Annotated in this window: 18 protein-coding genes; 10 read left to right on the top strand and 8 right to left on the bottom strand. The window is 38.1% G+C overall.

What is annotated here, in order from left to right:
• Positions 1–104: 104 nt before the first annotated feature.
• On the top strand, positions 105–1,529 hold the full coding sequence (gene dnaA / locus B3139_RS04550; RefSeq protein WP_046672557.1) for a chromosomal replication initiator protein DnaA: 1,425 nt from the start codon (positions 105–107) through the stop codon (positions 1,527–1,529).
• Between the two features lie 95 nt (positions 1,530–1,624).
• On the opposite strand, the gene B3139_RS04545 is transcribed toward dnaA, so the two are convergent.
• From B3139_RS04545 to B3139_RS04525, 5 genes are all read right to left on the bottom strand, one after another.
• Positions 1,625–1,987: a hypothetical protein gene (locus B3139_RS04545; protein WP_293880241.1), complete on the bottom strand. Its 363-nt coding sequence runs from the start codon at positions 1,985–1,987 to the stop codon at positions 1,625–1,627.
• A gap of 146 nt (positions 1,988–2,133) precedes the next feature.
• Positions 2,134–3,183, bottom strand: a complete 1,050-nt coding sequence (gene lpxK, locus B3139_RS04540) for a tetraacyldisaccharide 4'-kinase (RefSeq protein ID WP_293880239.1) — start codon at positions 3,181–3,183, stop codon at positions 2,134–2,136.
• Positions 3,180–3,650: a gliding motility lipoprotein GldH gene (locus tag B3139_RS04535; protein WP_293880237.1), complete on the bottom strand. Its 471-nt coding sequence runs from the start codon at positions 3,648–3,650 to the stop codon at positions 3,180–3,182. The genes lpxK and B3139_RS04535 overlap by 4 nt, the downstream gene beginning before the upstream one ends.
• A 52-nt stretch (positions 3,651–3,702) precedes the next feature.
• On the bottom strand, positions 3,703–5,079 hold the full coding sequence (locus B3139_RS04530) for a PSP1 domain-containing protein (protein WP_293880235.1): 1,377 nt from the start codon (positions 5,077–5,079) through the stop codon (positions 3,703–3,705).
• 6 nt (positions 5,080–5,085) lie between these two features.
• Positions 5,086–6,231 (bottom strand): ATP-binding protein, encoded by a 1,146-nt coding sequence (locus B3139_RS04525; protein ID WP_293880233.1) that lies wholly within the window; start codon positions 6,229–6,231, stop codon positions 5,086–5,088.
• Between the two features lie 209 nt (positions 6,232–6,440).
• Here B3139_RS04525 and dnaN point away from each other — a divergent pair, with 209 nt between their 5' ends.
• The 9 genes from dnaN (at position 6,441) to B3139_RS04480 (ending at position 13,777) form a co-directional block, all read left to right on the top strand.
• Complete coding sequence (gene dnaN / locus B3139_RS04520; protein ID WP_088159749.1) at positions 6,441–7,562, top strand: DNA polymerase III subunit beta; 1,122 nt, start codon at positions 6,441–6,443, stop codon at positions 7,560–7,562.
• 13 nt (positions 7,563–7,575) lie between these two features.
• Entirely contained in the window at positions 7,576–8,238 is a 663-nt protein-coding gene (locus B3139_RS04515) for a DedA family protein (protein WP_209576968.1), read from the top strand.
• A 24-nt stretch (positions 8,239–8,262) separates the two neighbouring features.
• The gene (locus B3139_RS04510) at positions 8,263–8,910 is read left to right on the top strand and encodes a DedA family protein (protein ID WP_209576969.1); all 648 of its coding nucleotides are present in this window, start codon (positions 8,263–8,265) and stop codon (positions 8,908–8,910) included.
• Between the two features lie 280 nt (positions 8,911–9,190).
• Positions 9,191–9,763, top strand: coding sequence for a CAP domain-containing protein (locus B3139_RS04505; protein ID WP_293880229.1), 573 nt, complete (start codon positions 9,191–9,193; stop codon positions 9,761–9,763).
• An 84-nt stretch (positions 9,764–9,847) separates the two neighbouring features.
• Positions 9,848–10,723 carry a YicC/YloC family endoribonuclease gene (locus B3139_RS04500; protein WP_293880227.1) on the top strand — a complete coding sequence of 292 codons (876 nt, stop codon included), beginning with the start codon at positions 9,848–9,850 and terminating at the stop codon, positions 10,721–10,723.
• A gap of 2 nt (positions 10,724–10,725) precedes the next feature.
• Positions 10,726–11,295 (top strand): guanylate kinase, encoded by a 570-nt coding sequence (gene gmk / locus B3139_RS04495; RefSeq protein ID WP_293880225.1) that lies wholly within the window; start codon positions 10,726–10,728, stop codon positions 11,293–11,295.
• A gap of 4 nt (positions 11,296–11,299) precedes the next feature.
• Complete coding sequence (gene nadD / locus B3139_RS04490; RefSeq protein WP_293880223.1) at positions 11,300–11,875, top strand: nicotinate (nicotinamide) nucleotide adenylyltransferase; 576 nt, start codon at positions 11,300–11,302, stop codon at positions 11,873–11,875.
• 185 nt (positions 11,876–12,060) lie between these two features.
• Complete coding sequence (locus tag B3139_RS04485) at positions 12,061–12,816, top strand: hypothetical protein (RefSeq protein ID WP_293880221.1); 756 nt, start codon at positions 12,061–12,063, stop codon at positions 12,814–12,816.
• 97 nt (positions 12,817–12,913) lie between these two features.
• On the top strand, positions 12,914–13,777 hold the full coding sequence (locus B3139_RS04480; RefSeq protein ID WP_293880219.1) for an SUMF1/EgtB/PvdO family nonheme iron enzyme: 864 nt from the start codon (positions 12,914–12,916) through the stop codon (positions 13,775–13,777).
• 82 nt (positions 13,778–13,859) lie between these two features.
• Here the strand turns inward: B3139_RS04480 and B3139_RS04475 are convergent, their stop codons facing one another.
• Genes B3139_RS04475 through kduI form a run of 3 tightly spaced genes read right to left on the bottom strand, consistent with a single transcriptional unit; the run spans position 13,860 to position 16,598 of the window.
• Positions 13,860–14,624 carry an SDR family oxidoreductase gene (locus B3139_RS04475; protein WP_293880365.1) on the bottom strand — a complete coding sequence of 255 codons (765 nt, stop codon included), beginning with the start codon at positions 14,622–14,624 and terminating at the stop codon, positions 13,860–13,862.
• A gap of 5 nt (positions 14,625–14,629) precedes the next feature.
• Positions 14,630–15,751 (bottom strand): DUF4861 family protein, encoded by a 1,122-nt coding sequence (locus B3139_RS04470; protein WP_293880217.1) that lies wholly within the window; start codon positions 15,749–15,751, stop codon positions 14,630–14,632.
• A 1-nt stretch (position 15,752) separates the two neighbouring features.
• On the bottom strand, positions 15,753–16,598 hold the full coding sequence (kduI, locus tag B3139_RS04465; RefSeq protein ID WP_293880215.1) for a 5-dehydro-4-deoxy-D-glucuronate isomerase: 846 nt from the start codon (positions 16,596–16,598) through the stop codon (positions 15,753–15,755).
• Positions 16,599–16,609: the final 11 nt, after the last annotated feature.

The raw sequence follows: 16,609 nt of genomic DNA, 5'->3' as shown, positions 1-16,609 counted from the left end.
TTTTAGTTTTTTAGCTGATATTTTTTTGTCATCTTCGTTCTCAGAGAAAGTTATCAACATATTTTTTGTCGCGTATTGTAAATCAACTTATTAACAATTTTAGAATGGAAAAAACGTATTCAAGTGTCTGGAATAATTGTCTTTCGATTATCAAAGATAATATACCAGCACAAAGTTTCAAGACCTGGTTTGAACCTGTGAAAGCAGTCCGTTTGGAGGGTGACGTTTTGACTATTCAAGTGCCTAGCTTATTTTTTTATGAGTGGCTAGAAGAACACTATGTGGGAATTCTTCGCAAGACCGTAAAGAAATTTTTAGGAGAACAAGGTAGATTGGAATACAATATTGTAGTAGAGAAGTCTTCAGCTTCTCATCCTTATACGACTAATCTTCCATCGAATGGCAATGGAGCGGAGGGGAAAAGGCAATCGATCCCTGTACCGGTATCTTTAAATAGAGATATCAAAAATCCATTTGTTATTCCTGGATTGAAAAAATTGCAGGTTGATCCGCAATTGAATCAAAACTATACATTCGAAAATTTTATCGAAGGTGAATGTAACCGTCTTGCTCGATCAGCAGGATATGCTGTCGCTAATAAGCCTGGCGGCACTTCATTCAATCCGTTGATGATTTATGGAGATGTTGGTTTGGGAAAGACACACCTTGCCCAAGCAATCGGAAATGAGATCAAAAGAAATCTTCCCGATAAACTGGTCATTTATGTGTCGTGTGAGAAATTCTGTCAACAGTTTGTGGATTCATTGAAAAATAATACGATCAATGATTTCGTTAACTTTTATCAGGCAATGGATGTCATTATTATGGATGACGTACACAACTTTGCTGGTAAAGAAAAAACACAGGATATCTTTTTCCATATTTTTAATCATTTGCATCAATCTGGTAAGCAGATTATTTTGACTTCAGACAAAGCACCTAAAGATTTAGCTGGTTTGGAGGAGCGTCTGCTTAGTCGTTTTAAATGGGGATTGTCTGCAGATATTCAGATTCCGGATCTTGAGACAAGGATGGCAATTTTGAAGAAGAAGATGTATTCCGATGGTATTGACTTACCAGAAAATGTCGTTGAATACGTCGCAACACAGATCGATAACAGTGTTCGTGAATTAGAGGGGGCAATGGTTTCACTTTTGGCTCAGTCTACATTGAACAAGAAAGAGATCGATTTGGGGTTAGCAAAATCGATGTTGAAGAATTTTGTAAAGAATACACACAAAGAAATTTCAATGGATTTTATTCAAAAATTAGTTTGTGAGTATTTCGAAGTTCCTGTGGATATGGTAAAGTCGAAAGTTAGAAAGCGAGAAATCGTGCAGGCCAGGCAAATTTCGATGTATTTAGCAAAGGCACATACCAAATCTTCACTCAAATCGATCGGAGCATTCTTCGGAGGAAGAGATCACTCAACTGTTATTTATGCCTGTCAAACCGTAGAGGATTTAATTGAAACTGACAAGAAATTTAAAACTTACGTGAGTGACATTATGAAAAAGTTAAAATCTTAATGTCGATTACTTTAAGTAGAAAGCAGAAAGGGCAGTCCAAAATGGATAGCCCTTTCTGCTTTTTTACCTAAAAGCTCTCTATTACATTAAAAACGCTAGCGTTTAGACATTCTCTCTTTCATTTTTTCTTGTTGTTCATCAAATAACTTAACTTGTTCAGGAGTTAGCCACGATTTGATTTTGGCAGATTGCATCTCTTGAAGTTGCTTAAATTTCTCCATGTTCGCTTTTCGATCCCCACCATCATTTCTTAGTGCAGCCCGTTGCTGAGCCTGACTTAGCGTAAGATTATAGATTGAATCTTTTTGTGTTTGATTGAGGCTTAATAATTTGTCTAAATGCTCTACACGCATTTTAGCTTGTTCTTCCGGACTACGTTGCTGACGCTGTTGAGCGGAAACAACACCTGTAGCGCTTAAAAATAAACACGCTACTGCCATTAAAATTTTCTTTTTCATCGTTTGTATAGTTTATATCATGAGTGCTTGTCGTGGCACAATCATTTGTTCATTAAAGACCGAGAAGAACTTTTAAGCTTCTCCGCTTTCATATAGAATATAAATTTGATGAAAAGGTTTAGTATAGCAGCTGCTCTTAACAAAATTTAAGGTTGATTAACACTTTGATTCACTGTATCATGTAGTCTTTTACAGAATAAGTCCTGCTGGAGCGCGTCGTGAAATCGAAGTCCGATCGGTAAGTATACCAAGTTGATAGCAGCAAAGTATTTTCTAAAAGGTTTTAAACGTTGAAAGTCTTTTTCAGTTGTCAATACTATTTTGTTGCTACTCGTCGAACTGTGGTAAGATTTTAAAATGTGATTAATATCAGATTCGTTAAAAGAATGGTGATCTCCAAAGGAGATATGTGTAATTGAATTCGTTTTGTCTTGGAGATAATCTACCATCGGTTCAGGTTTCGCAATACCAGTGACCAAAATAATGTCTTTGCCTTTGATATCAACTACACTTCCCTTACTATCAATGGGTTCGAGATAGTCAATATAACTAAATACGATTAATGCTTCTTTGTTATAATACCTGATTTTGTTTTCTATTTGTCTTTTGTCTTCGGTTGGAAGTTCAATTGGACATTTCGTAATGGCTATGATCTGAGCACGCTTAGCCTCAATAAGGAGATCTCTAAAATTTCCTGTAGGAAATACGAGCATGGGATGTGAAAACGATAGAAAATCAAATAATAATATATTGAAAAGCGGTGATAATTTTCGATGTTGATAAGCATCGTCCAAAATAATGAGTTGATGAGCGGACTCAAGTTTTTCAATTCCGGTGCAACGATCCTCACAAACCGCAACTGTGACATCTGGAAATTTATTTTTGAATTGTAAGGGCTCATCGCCGACATCCATGGCCACTGAATCCGTCTGTACTAGATAAAAACCTTTTGTACGGCGTCCATACCCTCGGCTGAGTATAGCTGTTTTATAGTGACTCTTAAGGATAGAAACCACAAATTCAGTCATTGGGCTTTTCCCCGTTCCCCCTACGGCGAGATTTCCTATAACAACGGTTGGAATATTGAAAGAGCGCGACGCAAGCAGCTTATGATCATATAATCTATTTCTTATCCAGACTACCACGGTATAGATCATAGTAAAAGGAAATAATAGATATCGTAACAAGGCTATCATTTTGGAACAACGGTTAGCCCTACGTCTGTAATTTCTTTCAACGGATTTTCTTTCATGTGCTGTTCGATAGCAATAGTATAAGTTCCTGTATCCGGAAATAGGTAATCTTTATGGATTACGGATTGATTATTGTACAAGCTGCCAGAAGATTTTCCTATCCATTTTCCATCAGCTCTGGCCATTTTTATTTCTTTACGAAAAGTGTATTGCTTTTTATCTGGACCGAGTTGATAAATAAGTACAAAAAGGTTGGAAAAAGCATATTCTGGCGTATGACGGACATCCATCAATACATCATATCGTTTGTTTTTGTCGGCGATATGAAATTTAAAACTGGGCAATGATGTATTTAGCCAAGCTTTATTACCAATAGGTTTATTTTCATTTATAACAAACGGTTGGTCACAAGAATACCCTATGCCAATACATAACAAACCAAGGAGAAGAGGAGTGCGTTTGAGTTTCATGTCTATTTATATAAAAGAATATGCCTAATGGGTTAAAATTAGGCATATTCTTTTATTCTGCTTTCGGTGTATTATTGTTATTACTGCCTTTGTTTTTATTCCGATGACGATTGAAACGCTTTTTTGGTCTATTATTAGATCCTTCTTTGCTGTCTTTATTCGCGATTGGGCTAACGGCATCGGTCGCTAGCTGAGGTTTACCACTTTGTTTTGATGGACTCTGTTCGGGTTTTTCAGCTTTCTGTCCAGTCTTATTTTCAGGTTTACCAGTATTGCTTTTGGATTTTCTCTTTTTCTTTCTTTTATTCCGATCATCAAGTCGAGTTAAGCTATCCTGTCCGACTACATTCTCGTAATCGTGCTTGATATTTTTTTCTTCTTTGATTTCATCAGTATCCATTACACTTGAAATTGCTTCCGGTTTAATGCCCTGCTTATTCATTTCTACAAATTCTCTGACTTGTTGAACGGGTAATGCAATCCAATTTTCTGCTCCAGGAAAAGAGAACCACATCAGTTTTTTGAAGATATCAGTTTTTTGAAGATAGGCGACTCCTTTTAGCGTTTCGATGCGGTCTATGTTATTAGGAATATCCTTAAGTGCATCCATATAGCTATCCAATTCATAATTGAGGCAACATTTTAATTTTCCGCATTGTCCTGCTAGCTTCAATGTATTCAGGGATAGGTTTTGATAACGTGCAGCCGATGTGGATACCGTTTTGAAATCTGTTAGCCAGGTTGAACAGCAGAGTTCACGTCCGCATGAACCAATCCCACCAAGACGACTGGCTTCTTGTCGCATACCGATCTGGCGCATTTCAATGCGTATTCTAAACGCTTCAGCCATTTTTTTAATGAGCTCCCGGAAATCGACACGACCCTCAGCGGTATAATAGAAGGTAGCCTTCGTTTTATCCCCCTGGTAATCGACATCGGAGATTTTCATCGATAAACCCAAATCCAGGGCGAGTTTGCGCGCCTTGTGCATTGTTTCCCATTCGAGATCTTTTGCTGCGTTATACTTCTCGACATCAACCTCATTAGGCTTCCGATAGATTTTTTTTGTCACCATCTCAGGGGTAACATTATTCTTTTTGAGTTGTAGTCTAACCAATTCACCTGTTAGGGATACATGGCCGACATCATAGCCCCCTGTAGAGGGCTCAACAACAACCATCTCACCCATTTCAAGGTAGATATTGTCTACATTAATAAAGAAATCTTTTCGCGATCCCTTAAATCGTACTTCGACGATATTAAATGGTTTATAGTTTGATGGCATATCCATATCGGAAAGCCAGTCATATACATCTAATTTATTACATCCGCTAGTCATGCAAGAGCCATTGTTCTGACATCCTGCCGGTGTACCATTTGCCGTGGTAGTACCGCAACCTCCGCCGGATGAGCAACTGCCACATCCCATAGTTTTCTATATTATATATTGAGTTCCTTTCGGAAACGTTTTGTACTTGTATATTAATGTTAACTGCAAAGATAAATCTAAAAATAATATTTTGGGATTTGCATTTCTTTCTACAAAATAATGTGTTTCCTCCAATAGATTTATGGTTGCTTCAATTTGTTCAAGGGTATAATGTACTGCAAATTTCTGAACAAAATCCAGTTCCTTTGCCGGTAAGAATACGAGATTGGAAAGTCCCTCTTTGATCAATATGATTTGACGCATCATATTGATTGCATAAAAAAGAAAGCTTTTTTGGTTTTCTCTACCAATTTTTGATAGCTCTTCTTCTACCAAGGAAATCATATTGGTGCCAGCATCCGAGACAATAAAACGGAGCCAGTTTACCAAAATCCCAAAATGATTATTAGTCTGCGCGTGCAATAGGTTCATTGCTTCCTGAAGATTTCCATCTGCAATAAAAGCAATTTCTGCTGCCTCTTGATCTGAAAGCTGATGTGCTTTCTTTAGATGCAGCGTGACCTCACTATGATCTAATTTTTTAATTTTGACTAATTGTGTGCGCGATATGATTGTATTTAATATTTTGTCCTGATTCTCTGCAACGAGGATAAAGAGCGTCTTTTCGGGTGGTTCTTCGATCAACTTCAATAAGGCATTGCCTTGTGTATCGAGGTATTCAGGAAGCCACATAATTAGAACCTTATAATCAGCTTCGAAAGATTTAAGACTTAGCTTCTTGATGATAGCATGGGCTTCGGCAATATTAATATTGACTTGTTTATTGTCTGCATCCAATCGGCTGCGCCAATACTCCAATCCCATGTATGGATTGGATAAAAAGGATTTTCTCCAATTGTCTGCATAATCTGTTGCTGTATCTTCCTTATGTTTGGCTATAAAAGGGTACGACATGTGTAGATCTGGATGGATCAGCTTATTATATTTTCTACAGGAGGGGCACTCGCCACAACTATCGGTTTCCTGTCGATTTTCGCAATTTAAAAACTGCGCATACGCATAGGCTAAAGCAAGACTGCCCGAACCTTCGGGACCAAGAAATAATTGCGCATGACTCACACGATTCTCCTGAACCGTGCGAACTAAATGTTCTTTGATGTCTTTATGCCCAATGATCTCTTTAAACTGCATACAATACCGCTATTATACAAATGTAATAAATATTGTGATTTATCCGGCCGAATTTGCTTTCTATACTTGTGGCGCTGTGCTTATTGATTGAAATACAAATGCTTATTTGAGCCACTGAAATCTGTTTATGTGGAAAGAAAGCAGCCTATAAAACTGAAAAATATTGATTAATTTGTGTATTATTGCACATAATAATTAGTATTCAGGAAATGAGATTCATTGTATCAACATCAATTTTATTAAAGCAGTTACAAGCTATCAATGGCGCATCCAGTACAAGTACTGTTTTGCCTATCTTGGAAAACTTTCTTTTTGAAATAAAAGACAATAACTTGACTATTTCTGCTACAGATCTGCAAACAAGTATGGTTACTTCTTTACAGATCGAAGCAAAAGAAGAAGGAAGAGTAGCCATGCCTTCGAAGATATTGATTGAGACATTAAAAACCTTGCCGGACCAACCTGTGGCATTTTCAGTAGACATGAATACCTTGGCTATTGAGATCAGTGCGGGGGATGGAAAATATAAATTGAGTGGAGAAAATGCTGACGATTTTCCTAAAATTCCTTCCATCGATAATGGTTCGGTTATTCAGATGCCAGCACCTATCTTGTCAGAAGCTATCAGTAAAACAATCTTTGCCGTCAGTAACGATGAATTAAGACCGGCTATGTCTGGTGTATTGGTGCAATTAGCAGAAAAAAATGTGACGTTTGTTTCTACTGATGCGCATAAATTGGTGCGCTATTCGAGAACTGATATTGGTGCAGAAAAGCCAGCATCCCTTATCTTACCGAAAAAGGCACTCTCATTGCTTAAATCGTCGCTACCATCTGACGATGTTACAGTATCTATAGAATATAATCAAACTAACGCGTTCTTTAGCTTTGGCAATATTAATTTGATCTGTCGTTTAATTGATGAACGTTATCCAGATTATGCCGCTGTGATTCCTCAAGTCAATCCTAACAAATTGACCGTAGATCGATTATTGTTTTTAAATACCTTGAGACGCGTGGTGATTTTCGCTAATAAAACCACACATCAGGTGCGCTTAAAGATCTCGGGAAGTGAATTGCATATCTCAGCAGAAGATTTAGATTTTTCTAACGAAGCGCATGAACGTTTGTCGTGTCAATTTGAAGGTGATGATATGGAAATTGGTTTTAATGCCAAGTTCCTCGTCGAGATGTTAAATAACCTGGAGAGTGAAGAAGTTGTTTTGGAAATGAGTACGCCAAATCGTGCCGGTTTATTGATTCCAGCAGTATCAGAAGATCATGAAGATATTTTGATGTTGGTGATGCCCGTTATGTTAAACAACGCTTAATCTTTATCACGGTTTGGAACTAATTACACATCTCATTGATTTTATTCTCCATATTGACAAACATTTGGTGGAAATAGTCAATGATTATCAGACGTGGACTTACCTTATTCTGTTTCTTATTATTTTCGTGGAAACAGGTGTGGTTGTGATGCCTTTTTTGCCAGGAGATTCTTTATTATTTGCAGCGGGTATGCTAGCCGCACAGCCAAATGATCTCAACGTATGGCTGATGATTTTTATCTTGTTAGTAGCTGCAGTTTCAGGTGACTCCCTGAATTATTCTATCGGAAAGCATTTTGGTATGCGCCTAACAAAATTTAAACTCTTCGGGAAGCAAGTTGTCAAAGACGAGCAGATTGCCAAAACGCACTCTTTTTATGAGAAATACGGTAGTAAAACTATCGTTATAGCGCGCTTTGTACCAATTGTTCGCACGCTGGCTCCTTTCGTTGGTGGTATTGGAAAGATGAATTATGGTACCTTCATCACCTATAATGTTGTAGGAGCTGTATTGTGGGTAGGTGGTATAACCCTTGCTGGATATTTCTTGGGGAATATTCCCATTATCCGCGAAAACTTCTCGAAGGTGGTGTTGATCATTATTTTTTTATCTGTATTGCCCATAATCTTTGAGCTAATAAAAGAAAAAATCAAATCAAAAAAAGGAGTCTTATAAGACTCCTTTTTTTATACATGGAAAATGGAAATCGTTTCACAATTCATTGATTTCATATTGCATATTGATCAGCATCTTTTGCAGCTGATTAATAGTTATGAAAACTGGACCTACCTGATTTTATTTTTAATCATCTTTGCAGAGACAGGATTGGTGGTTACCCCATTTCTACCCGGAGATTCTGTTTTATTTGCTCTGGGAGCTATAGTCGCTCGTCCGGATTGTCATATCTCTTTGTTGTTGATTGTTTTGATCCTAATTCTTGCGGCTATTTCCGGAGATTTCGTAAATTATGAAATTGGTAAATATGTTGGAATGAGGGTCTTTAAACCAGGATCGAAGATATTCAGACCTTCTTATCTTCAAAAAACACAAAATTTCTATGCGAAGCACGGAACGAGGACCATCATTTATGCGCGATTTGTGCCCGTTGTCAGGACTTTTGCACCATTTGTAGCAGGTATTGGCAAAATGTCCTACAAAACCTTTGGTAAATACAATATTTTGGGCGGCGCATTATGGGTTTTAGTTTTTACGCTTTCAGGTTATTATTTTGGTCAGATCCCATTTTTCAAGCATAATTTTTCGCTAGTTATTTTGGTCGTTATTTTTATGAGCTTAATACCCATGCTTGTACAGTTTTTATCGGCTAAAAATTCAAAAAAAGATTAAACGTTGGATACTAAATAGCGTCTTTTAAGGTTAAAGGGTAAGGACGAATTATTCTTACTTGAGAAGTACTCAGGTTGATGGACGAGCCATTGTTCTAAAAAGCTTTCAAGTAAACGAAGCAAATAAAATTGCCAGTATATTCGTATCTACCATTGAAAGTGCACTTTTTTCGGTATGATTGGTCCATGTTCGCATCTAAGTAGGGCGATGTGAATGATCTAGATCTTGCTTTATACAAGAAAGTTGTGCATCACGCGCTTATGAAAATAACTATTTAGGCATGAATTATTTGGTTTTCGCATTTACCTTGTTTTTTACACAGTTCGCTTTAGCACAGCGTGTCGTTGTCGATCATCGTCAAGCCCGGGAGGCCTATGAACTATTGAACAATATTCGTACAAATCCAGAGAAGTATACGAAAGAACTGAACCTTTTTAATTTGCAGAAGATAAAACGAACTAAGCTCAATTGGAATAAACAGTTGGCAGAGGTTGCCGTTTATCGCGCAAAAGATATGGCCAAGCGCTCCTATTTTGACCACGTATCACCGGAGGGCTACGGACCTAATTATTTCATAGAAGAGGCCGGTTATAAGCTTAATCCCGAATGGTTGTCAAAACGAAGCGCAAACAATTTTGAATCGATTGCTGCCAATCGAGCGAGCGCTATAGCTGCCGTTAAAGCTTTGATTATAGGGAAAGAATCTCCGGGCTATCACCACCGTACCCATTTATTGGGTATGGATCAGTGGAATGCTTCTTTATATGATATTGGAATTGGTTATGTCGAATGCAAAGGGGCAAAGCCCTATGAAAGTTACTTAGTCGTTATCATTGCTAAACACGATTGGTAAATAAGACGAGCCCTAATTTAAGGAGTATCAGCAATTAATCCCTGTAGGGTATTCAATTTTTACTGAAAAGTCATACCTTTGCATATGATAAAATCCATGACAGGATATGGCACTGCGTCTGCCGATAACGGTAAAGTCAAATATAGTGTCGAAATAAAGTCCTTAAATTCAAAATTTCTTGAATTAAATCTTCGCTTGCCCAAAATCGTTTCGGACAAGGAATTGACCCTGCGTACTGAATGTAGTAAACTTATTGAGCGTGGTAAAGTGAACCTGACTGTGATGGTTGAATACACGGATCAAACCGCTAAAGCTTCTTCCATTAATGCTGATTTACTCAAAAAATACTATAGTCAGTTGCAGCAAATTGCTGTAGAACTCAATGATACGAATGTCAATCTGTTTGAACTTGCATTAAATATGCCGGAGGTAATTACCAACAATGATGATTCGGTCGATGATGAAGAGGCTAAAGTATTGATGGATGCTTTTTATGACGCCGTCAAACGTTTCAATACCTTCCGTGAGGATGAGGGAAATGTACTAGCGGGAGACCTAAAAAAGCGCGCAGAACTAATCTTAACTTATCTTGAAGAAGTAGAATTGTTAGAAGTTGAGCGTATACCTTTGATCAGACAGCGTATCGAGCAATTTTTGAATGATACCATTGGCAAAGAAAATGTTGATCAAAATAGATTCGAACAGGAACTGGTGTACTACATCGACAAATTGGATGTGACCGAAGAAAAAGTTAGACTACGTTCCCATTGCAACTACTTTTTAAAAGCGTTTGATTCAGCCGATTCAAACGGAAAAAAATTAGGTTTTATTTCACAAGAAATGGGTCGGGAAATCAATACCCTTGGTTCTAAAGCCAATCATGCCGGCATTCAGCAGATTGTGGTCAGAATGAAAGAAGAATTGGAAAAAATAAAAGAGCAATTGCTCAACGTATTGTAAGAATGAGCGGTAAATTAATTATTTTCTCAGCACCATCGGGAGCTGGAAAAACAACAATAGTAAGAGATCTTTTAAGTAAACATAGTGATAAGATTGAATTTTCCATTTCAGCAAGTACACGTGACCCAAGAGGACAGGAAGTGAATGGAAAAGATTACTATTTTATGTCCAAAGAAGAATTTTTACATAAAGTAGCGAAACAAGAATTCATAGAATTTGAAGAAGTATATTCAGGAACATTTTATGGAACTTTGCGTTCGGAAATAGAACGTATCTGGAAAGAAGGTAAACATGTTATTTTTGATATCGATGTTGTCGGTGGTTTACGTTTAAAATCAAAATTTCCTGAACAGGCGATTTCTATTTTTGTCCAACCGCCGTCACTGGAGGTTCTTAAAGAACGTTTAACAGGACGAGGAACGGATTCTGAGGATAAATTAAAAGAACGCTTTGCTAAGGCCGAATTGGAACTTACCTATGCCAATAAATTTGATGTTATCTTGAAGAATTTTGATTTAGCTACAGCCTGTGCCGAAGCTGAAGATATTGTAATGGAATTTATCAATAAATAAATTCATGCGAAAGATTGGTTTGTTCTTCGGATCTTTTAATCCAGTGCACATAGGGCATTTGATTATAGCCAATTATATGGCCAATTTTACTGGGTTGGATGAAGTTTGGTTTGTGGTCTCTCCACAGAATCCATTTAAAAAGAAATCCACCTTGGCAGATCCCTACGACCGATTAGAAATGTTAAATCTAGCATTGGAAGACTGTGATCATCTGCGGGTCTGTGATGTTGAGTTCCATTTACCAATACCGTCCTATACAATTGATACATTAACACATCTTAAAGAAAAATATCCAAACAGGGAATTTGTACTGCTCATGGGACAAGATAATTTGGATTCTTTAGCGAAGTGGAAAAATGCAGATATTATCTTGCGTGATTATCAGATTTATGTTTACCCAAGGCCTGGGTACGACACTGAAAAATTTAGAGACCACCCCGCTATCACACTGACAGACACGCCATTAATGGAGTTGTCATCTACTTTTTTGCGAAGAGCCATTAAAGAAAATAAAAATATTCAATTTTTTACACCTCAAAAGGTGATTGAGTTTATCGATAAAAAAGGTTTATATTCTTAATATAGAAAGGTATACATAAAATATACTGTCCCCGGGTTTCATGAAATCCGGGGCTTTTTTCATCCGGAATGTGATCATTGTAAAAACGGTAGGCAGAATCAGAACCTAACGAATAATAGCATATAAAAGGAATAGTTTTTGTAGCAATAATTTCTTTATTTTTAAAGTATAAGAAATCATACGTTATGAGAAGGGGACTTTTATTTTTTATTTCTTTCCTGTGTTGGATGAATGTTTCTGCGCAAACGGCTCAAGAGGATGAAAATGGCCTTTATATGGATCCTGCTGCGATTGAGATGCGTAGTAAAATGACCATACCACCCTATGGTCTGACCAAAGTAAAGGCATTAATTGCCAAGATTATCCCTGAGGAAGATAACGAAACAACCGATGCCAGTATAAATGCAATTCCAGCAACGGATTTCAGCAGGTTATCACTGCGCGAAAAGTTTACCTATACCATGATTCATGCAGAGCTATATGCGCAGAATTGTGCTATACCTGAATATCAGACTCAAGTTGACAAAAAAATATTTGGAACATTATTGGACGGTTTTAATGAAACTTCCTGGTCACAAAGGCAGATCGATTTTTTAAATGAAAATAGGGATTCTGTAATGAAGCTTATCCAGGAATCTGTGCTCCGGAGCAAAAGAATGGGAGTAAATTACAAACATGCACTAGTGGAGATCAATGCTTGGGAAATGATTCCTTTTATTATTGATTATGCCAAGAAAACACCAAAAGATAAAGATGCATTGACGTTGCTGATGTTACTCATGAAGCGTGGCGAATATCAGGAATTTACAACGTCTACCTCTTTTAAAAAGCTATATGGTGATAATAGTAATTATTACGCTTATCTAAACTATAATAAAGAGAATGAGGCTTTGATCTTTAAACGGGCCCTGAATTATTACAAAGATAGAAAAGGTAAATAAGCAATTCGGTTTTAAGAACCGCAGTAAGATTAATAGGGTCAAATAAGAGATATAGTATAGAAGCCGTGAAAGTATGTTATAACAAATGCTAAGGAGTATGAAAAAGCTGTTCTATGTGATCGGTTTGATGTTTTTATATCTCCACTGTGTTGCTCAAGCTGGAAAATATATCCAAATTCCAGCAGGAAATTATCATTTGGGTGAAGTAAGCAGTATAGAGAATCCCAAAAGGGTTGTACATATTGAATCGTTTTGGATCTCGAAGTTTGAGCTGACAAACGCCGAATTTGAGAAATTTATTCTGGCTACAGGCTATAAGACCTTAGCAGAACGTTATCACAATGGCATGGTCTTTGAGCCTGGCTTAGGGGAGTTTCGTTGGCTACAGGATAGTACGGCTTATTGGCGCTTTCCTAACGGTATAAGTCGCGGCGGAATCGAAACCAAAATGGATCACCCTGTTACCTGTATCTCCTATAAAGATGTGCTGGCCTATTGTACATGGGCAGATTGCAGATTGCCCTCGTTTGACGAATGGGAGGTGGCGGCTAGGGCAGGAAGCGAAGGACGCTATTTCGACGGTTTCACTAAGGAAAATATGGGCGATTATGCAAATGTTTGGCATGGAAAAGATCATTTGAAGGCCGATTATTCCGATGGTTATCTCTATACTTCACCTGTTGGAAAATTCAAACCCAATCCGTTGGGACTTTATGATATCTTCGGAAATGTCTTTGAGTTTTGCACTGGAAGACTTGAAAGAGATGGTGACCGTTCTGTTTCCCACGCCCGTGGAGGCTCTTGGTGGTGTAGTAAAAATAGCTGTGCAGCTTTCAATACCGTTTATATAGGTTCTGTAAATCCAAATGCATCTTTTAGCAACCTGGGATTTAGAACCGTTAAAAACTTTCATGATTCCTTTGGATCAAAAACGGGCATGAAAGTTCGTGATGGCCTTTAAATACAGACACTTTCAGAAAAAAAGCCTTTATCCCGAGAGATAAAGACTTTTAAAACAAACTAATCTAATATCGATTGATCATTTATCTCCCCATCCAGCCACCATCTACGGTAAGAATGGTTCCATGAACATAGTCTGAAGCTCTGGAAGCAAGGAATACCGCCGGTCCTTTGAAATCTTCCGGTGTTCCCCAGCGGCCAGCAGGGATACGACTCAAAATGGACTTCGAACGTTCGGGATCTTCTCTAAGGGCCTCGGTATTGTCGGTAGCAATATAGCCTGGGGCGAATCCGTTTACATTGACACCTTTGGATGCCCACTCATTAGCAAAAGCCTTTACCATAGATCCTATGGCTCCTTTCGAGGCAGCATATCCCGGAACATTGATGCCCCCTTGGAAAGTTAATAAAGACGCTGTAAATATGATCTTTCCAGTTCCACGTGAAATCATATCCTTTCCAATTTCACGGGTTAATATAAATTGCGCATTTTGATTGATTTCGATGATTTCATCCCAGTATTCATCCGGATGTTCAGCGGCTGGTTTTCGGAGTATATTTCCAGCATTGTTACACAGAATATCGATCGTTGGATGGTCTGATTTTACTTTTTCAATAAAGCTGTAAAGCGCTGTCCGCTTAGAAAAATCGCACTGATAGGCATAGAAATTTTTTCCCAATGCTCTTACGGATTTTTCTACTGCAGAGCCTTCAATTTCTAAGGTCGCTGAGACCCCAATAATATCTGCTCCGGCTTCAGCCAATGCCTCGGCGATTGCCTTGCCAATTCCTCTTTTGCAGCCAGTCACCAAGGCTACTTTTCCACTCAAGTCAAAAGATTGCAGTATGGACATTATTTTGAATATTTTATTGTTAAGGGTTGATCTAAATTATTTCTGAATGTTTTGACATAGGACTGCCACTGGTCAAAACTTGTTATTTTACCAGCTTTGTTGAAGGCAGCACCTGCAAAATAAATAAGAGGTTTATTGTTTTTGACCGTTGTCGCTAGTAAAAATTGTTTTGGGCTATCCTTAAAAACATACTTTACACCTGGAAGAATAACTGCAGTGCCTGTAATCTTGTCTCCTTCGGCAGGTTCCCAATAGGCTAAAATGCCATTTTTTTCATCGTTTAAAACCTGAGGTTTTTCCTCTTTTCTTTTAGCGATTCCCAAAACAACTGGAGTCGAACCCGACGTTGTGTTTTTGACCGAATAGCTTATTTTATTCAACTGGCTGCCAGCATCTAAAGAAATCGTTTTTTCAACTTGTAATTGCTGGCCTTTTACACGCTCAGGCTCATGAATAAGTTTGAATGTAGTGCGTAATGGACCATTATCTAATACCTCGTACTGGCGATAATGTTTATGGTACACGACCTCTTCGCCAAAGAATGGCGTTGCGTCGCCAACCCCTAAAGTTTGTCCGACGGAATAATAGTCTAGGCCTTTTCCGTGATCAGCATGATAATCGCCGGTTTTATACCATTCATCAATAACAAGATCATTGGTCCGTTTTGCCCAAAAGTCAAAACCTTGTGCATCTTCGGAGGTACCCTCTAGTGCCTTTCCATAGGCTCTGAATGCTGCAATGTCATTTTCCCAAGCAAAATCATCCTTCCGCTCGGGGATATATCTCGCGTAGGTTTTGGAGGCGAATGCTGTGGGCTTTCTGCCATTCACGCCAAATGTCAAGGAACTTTTGGGTGCGATGACCACCTGGATCAAGACGTTTTGTACAGTGGTCTTTCCTAATTTTTCAAGCTGATAAGCGAATTCTTTTTGATCCTTATCGACAATTGTAAACACACCACCTTTTAGATCGAAATGTTTTTCGAAGGTTGCATAGGGAATACTGATCAGCTCCGTTCTAGTGCTAGCACTGGGGTTGCTTACAGTAATTGTTTTGTTATTCTGCGATAAGGCAACCGTTGAAAGCCCAAGCGCTAAACTTAATACGAATAATTTTTTCATATCACTTCAATTCTGTAATAGCACATTTGTCCATATCATCATAATCTAGATTTTCGCCGGCCATGCCCCATATGAAGGTGTAATTTGAAGTGCCCGCTCCTGAGTGAATAGACCATGGCGGTGAAATGACAGCTTGATCGTTTTGCATCCAAATATGTCTTGTTTCATCAATAGGCCCCATGAAATGCGATACAGCTTGTCCTTCGGGTAATTCAAAATAGAAATAAACTTCCATACGACGATCATGTGTATGCGATGGCATGGTATTCCATACGGACCCAGGCTTCAACTCGGTCATCCCCATCTGCAACTGACAAGTTTGTACCACTTTGTTTAATAACATCTGATTAATTGTACGGTGGTTGGATGTTTCTAATGATCCCAATTCTATTTTATTTGCATCTTCTTTCGTTACTTTTTTAGTGGGGTAACTGCAATGTGCAGGTGTCGAGTTTAAATAGAACTTTGCGGGCTGCGCCGCATCTTTGCTTGAAAAATATACTTCCTGAGCTCCCTGACCAACATAGAGCGCTTCTTTGGTATTCAGATCGTAGGTAACGCCGTCAACTTCGACCTGGCCGTTTCCTCCGACATTGATAATGCCCAATTCTCTTCTCGAAAGGAAGTAAGGTTCTTTTAATAATGCCGAGATGGTCTCTAATTTGATTTTTGAACTGACAGGCATCGCCCCCCCAGCCATATAGCGGTCATAGTGGGTATAGACAAAATTAATTTTATCTGCTTCAAAAACTTTTTCAATTAGAAAATTTTCTCTTAATCCTTGTGTGTCTAAAGTTTTGTATTCTTTGGGCCCTATTGCATAGCGGGATTCAAAATTAACGCTCATAACTGAATTAT

Source organism: Sphingobacterium sp. UBA1498 (genome assembly GCF_002325125.1).
Taxonomy (GTDB): domain Bacteria; phylum Bacteroidota; class Bacteroidia; order Sphingobacteriales; family Sphingobacteriaceae; genus Sphingobacterium.
Note: the sequence above shows the minus strand (reverse complement) of the source record. Positions and strands in the feature narration are given on the sequence as shown.

What these genes read in the sequence shown, in the direction of transcription:
- dnaA (WP_046672557.1), top strand. Translation starts at nt 105, where the DNA reads ATGGAAAAAACGTATTCAAGTGTCTGGAATAATTGTCTTTCGATTATC.
- B3139_RS04545 (WP_293880241.1), bottom strand. Translation starts at nt 1,987, where the DNA reads ATGAAAAAGAAAATTTTAATGGCAGTAGCGTGTTTATTTTTAAGCGCT.
- lpxK (WP_293880239.1), bottom strand. Translation starts at nt 3,183, where the DNA reads ATGATAGCCTTGTTACGATATCTATTATTTCCTTTTACTATGATCTAT.
- B3139_RS04535 (WP_293880237.1), bottom strand. Translation starts at nt 3,650, where the DNA reads ATGAAACTCAAACGCACTCCTCTTCTCCTTGGTTTGTTATGTATTGGC.
- B3139_RS04530 (WP_293880235.1), bottom strand. Translation starts at nt 5,079, where the DNA reads ATGGGATGTGGCAGTTGCTCATCCGGCGGAGGTTGCGGTACTACCACG.
- B3139_RS04525 (WP_293880233.1), bottom strand. Translation starts at nt 6,231, where the DNA reads ATGCAGTTTAAAGAGATCATTGGGCATAAAGACATCAAAGAACATTTA.
- dnaN (WP_088159749.1), top strand. Translation starts at nt 6,441, where the DNA reads ATGAGATTCATTGTATCAACATCAATTTTATTAAAGCAGTTACAAGCT.
- B3139_RS04510 (WP_209576969.1), top strand. Translation starts at nt 8,263, where the DNA reads ATGGAAATCGTTTCACAATTCATTGATTTCATATTGCATATTGATCAG.
- B3139_RS04505 (WP_293880229.1), top strand. Translation starts at nt 9,191, where the DNA reads ATGAATTATTTGGTTTTCGCATTTACCTTGTTTTTTACACAGTTCGCT.
- B3139_RS04500 (WP_293880227.1), top strand. Translation starts at nt 9,848, where the DNA reads ATGATAAAATCCATGACAGGATATGGCACTGCGTCTGCCGATAACGGT.
- gmk (WP_293880225.1), top strand. Translation starts at nt 10,726, where the DNA reads ATGAGCGGTAAATTAATTATTTTCTCAGCACCATCGGGAGCTGGAAAA.
- nadD (WP_293880223.1), top strand. Translation starts at nt 11,300, where the DNA reads ATGCGAAAGATTGGTTTGTTCTTCGGATCTTTTAATCCAGTGCACATA.
- B3139_RS04485 (WP_293880221.1), top strand. Translation starts at nt 12,061, where the DNA reads ATGAGAAGGGGACTTTTATTTTTTATTTCTTTCCTGTGTTGGATGAAT.
- B3139_RS04480 (WP_293880219.1), top strand. Translation starts at nt 12,914, where the DNA reads ATGAAAAAGCTGTTCTATGTGATCGGTTTGATGTTTTTATATCTCCAC.
- B3139_RS04470 (WP_293880217.1), bottom strand. Translation starts at nt 15,751, where the DNA reads ATGAAAAAATTATTCGTATTAAGTTTAGCGCTTGGGCTTTCAACGGTT.
- kduI (WP_293880215.1), bottom strand. Translation starts at nt 16,598, where the DNA reads ATGAGCGTTAATTTTGAATCCCGCTATGCAATAGGGCCCAAAGAATAC.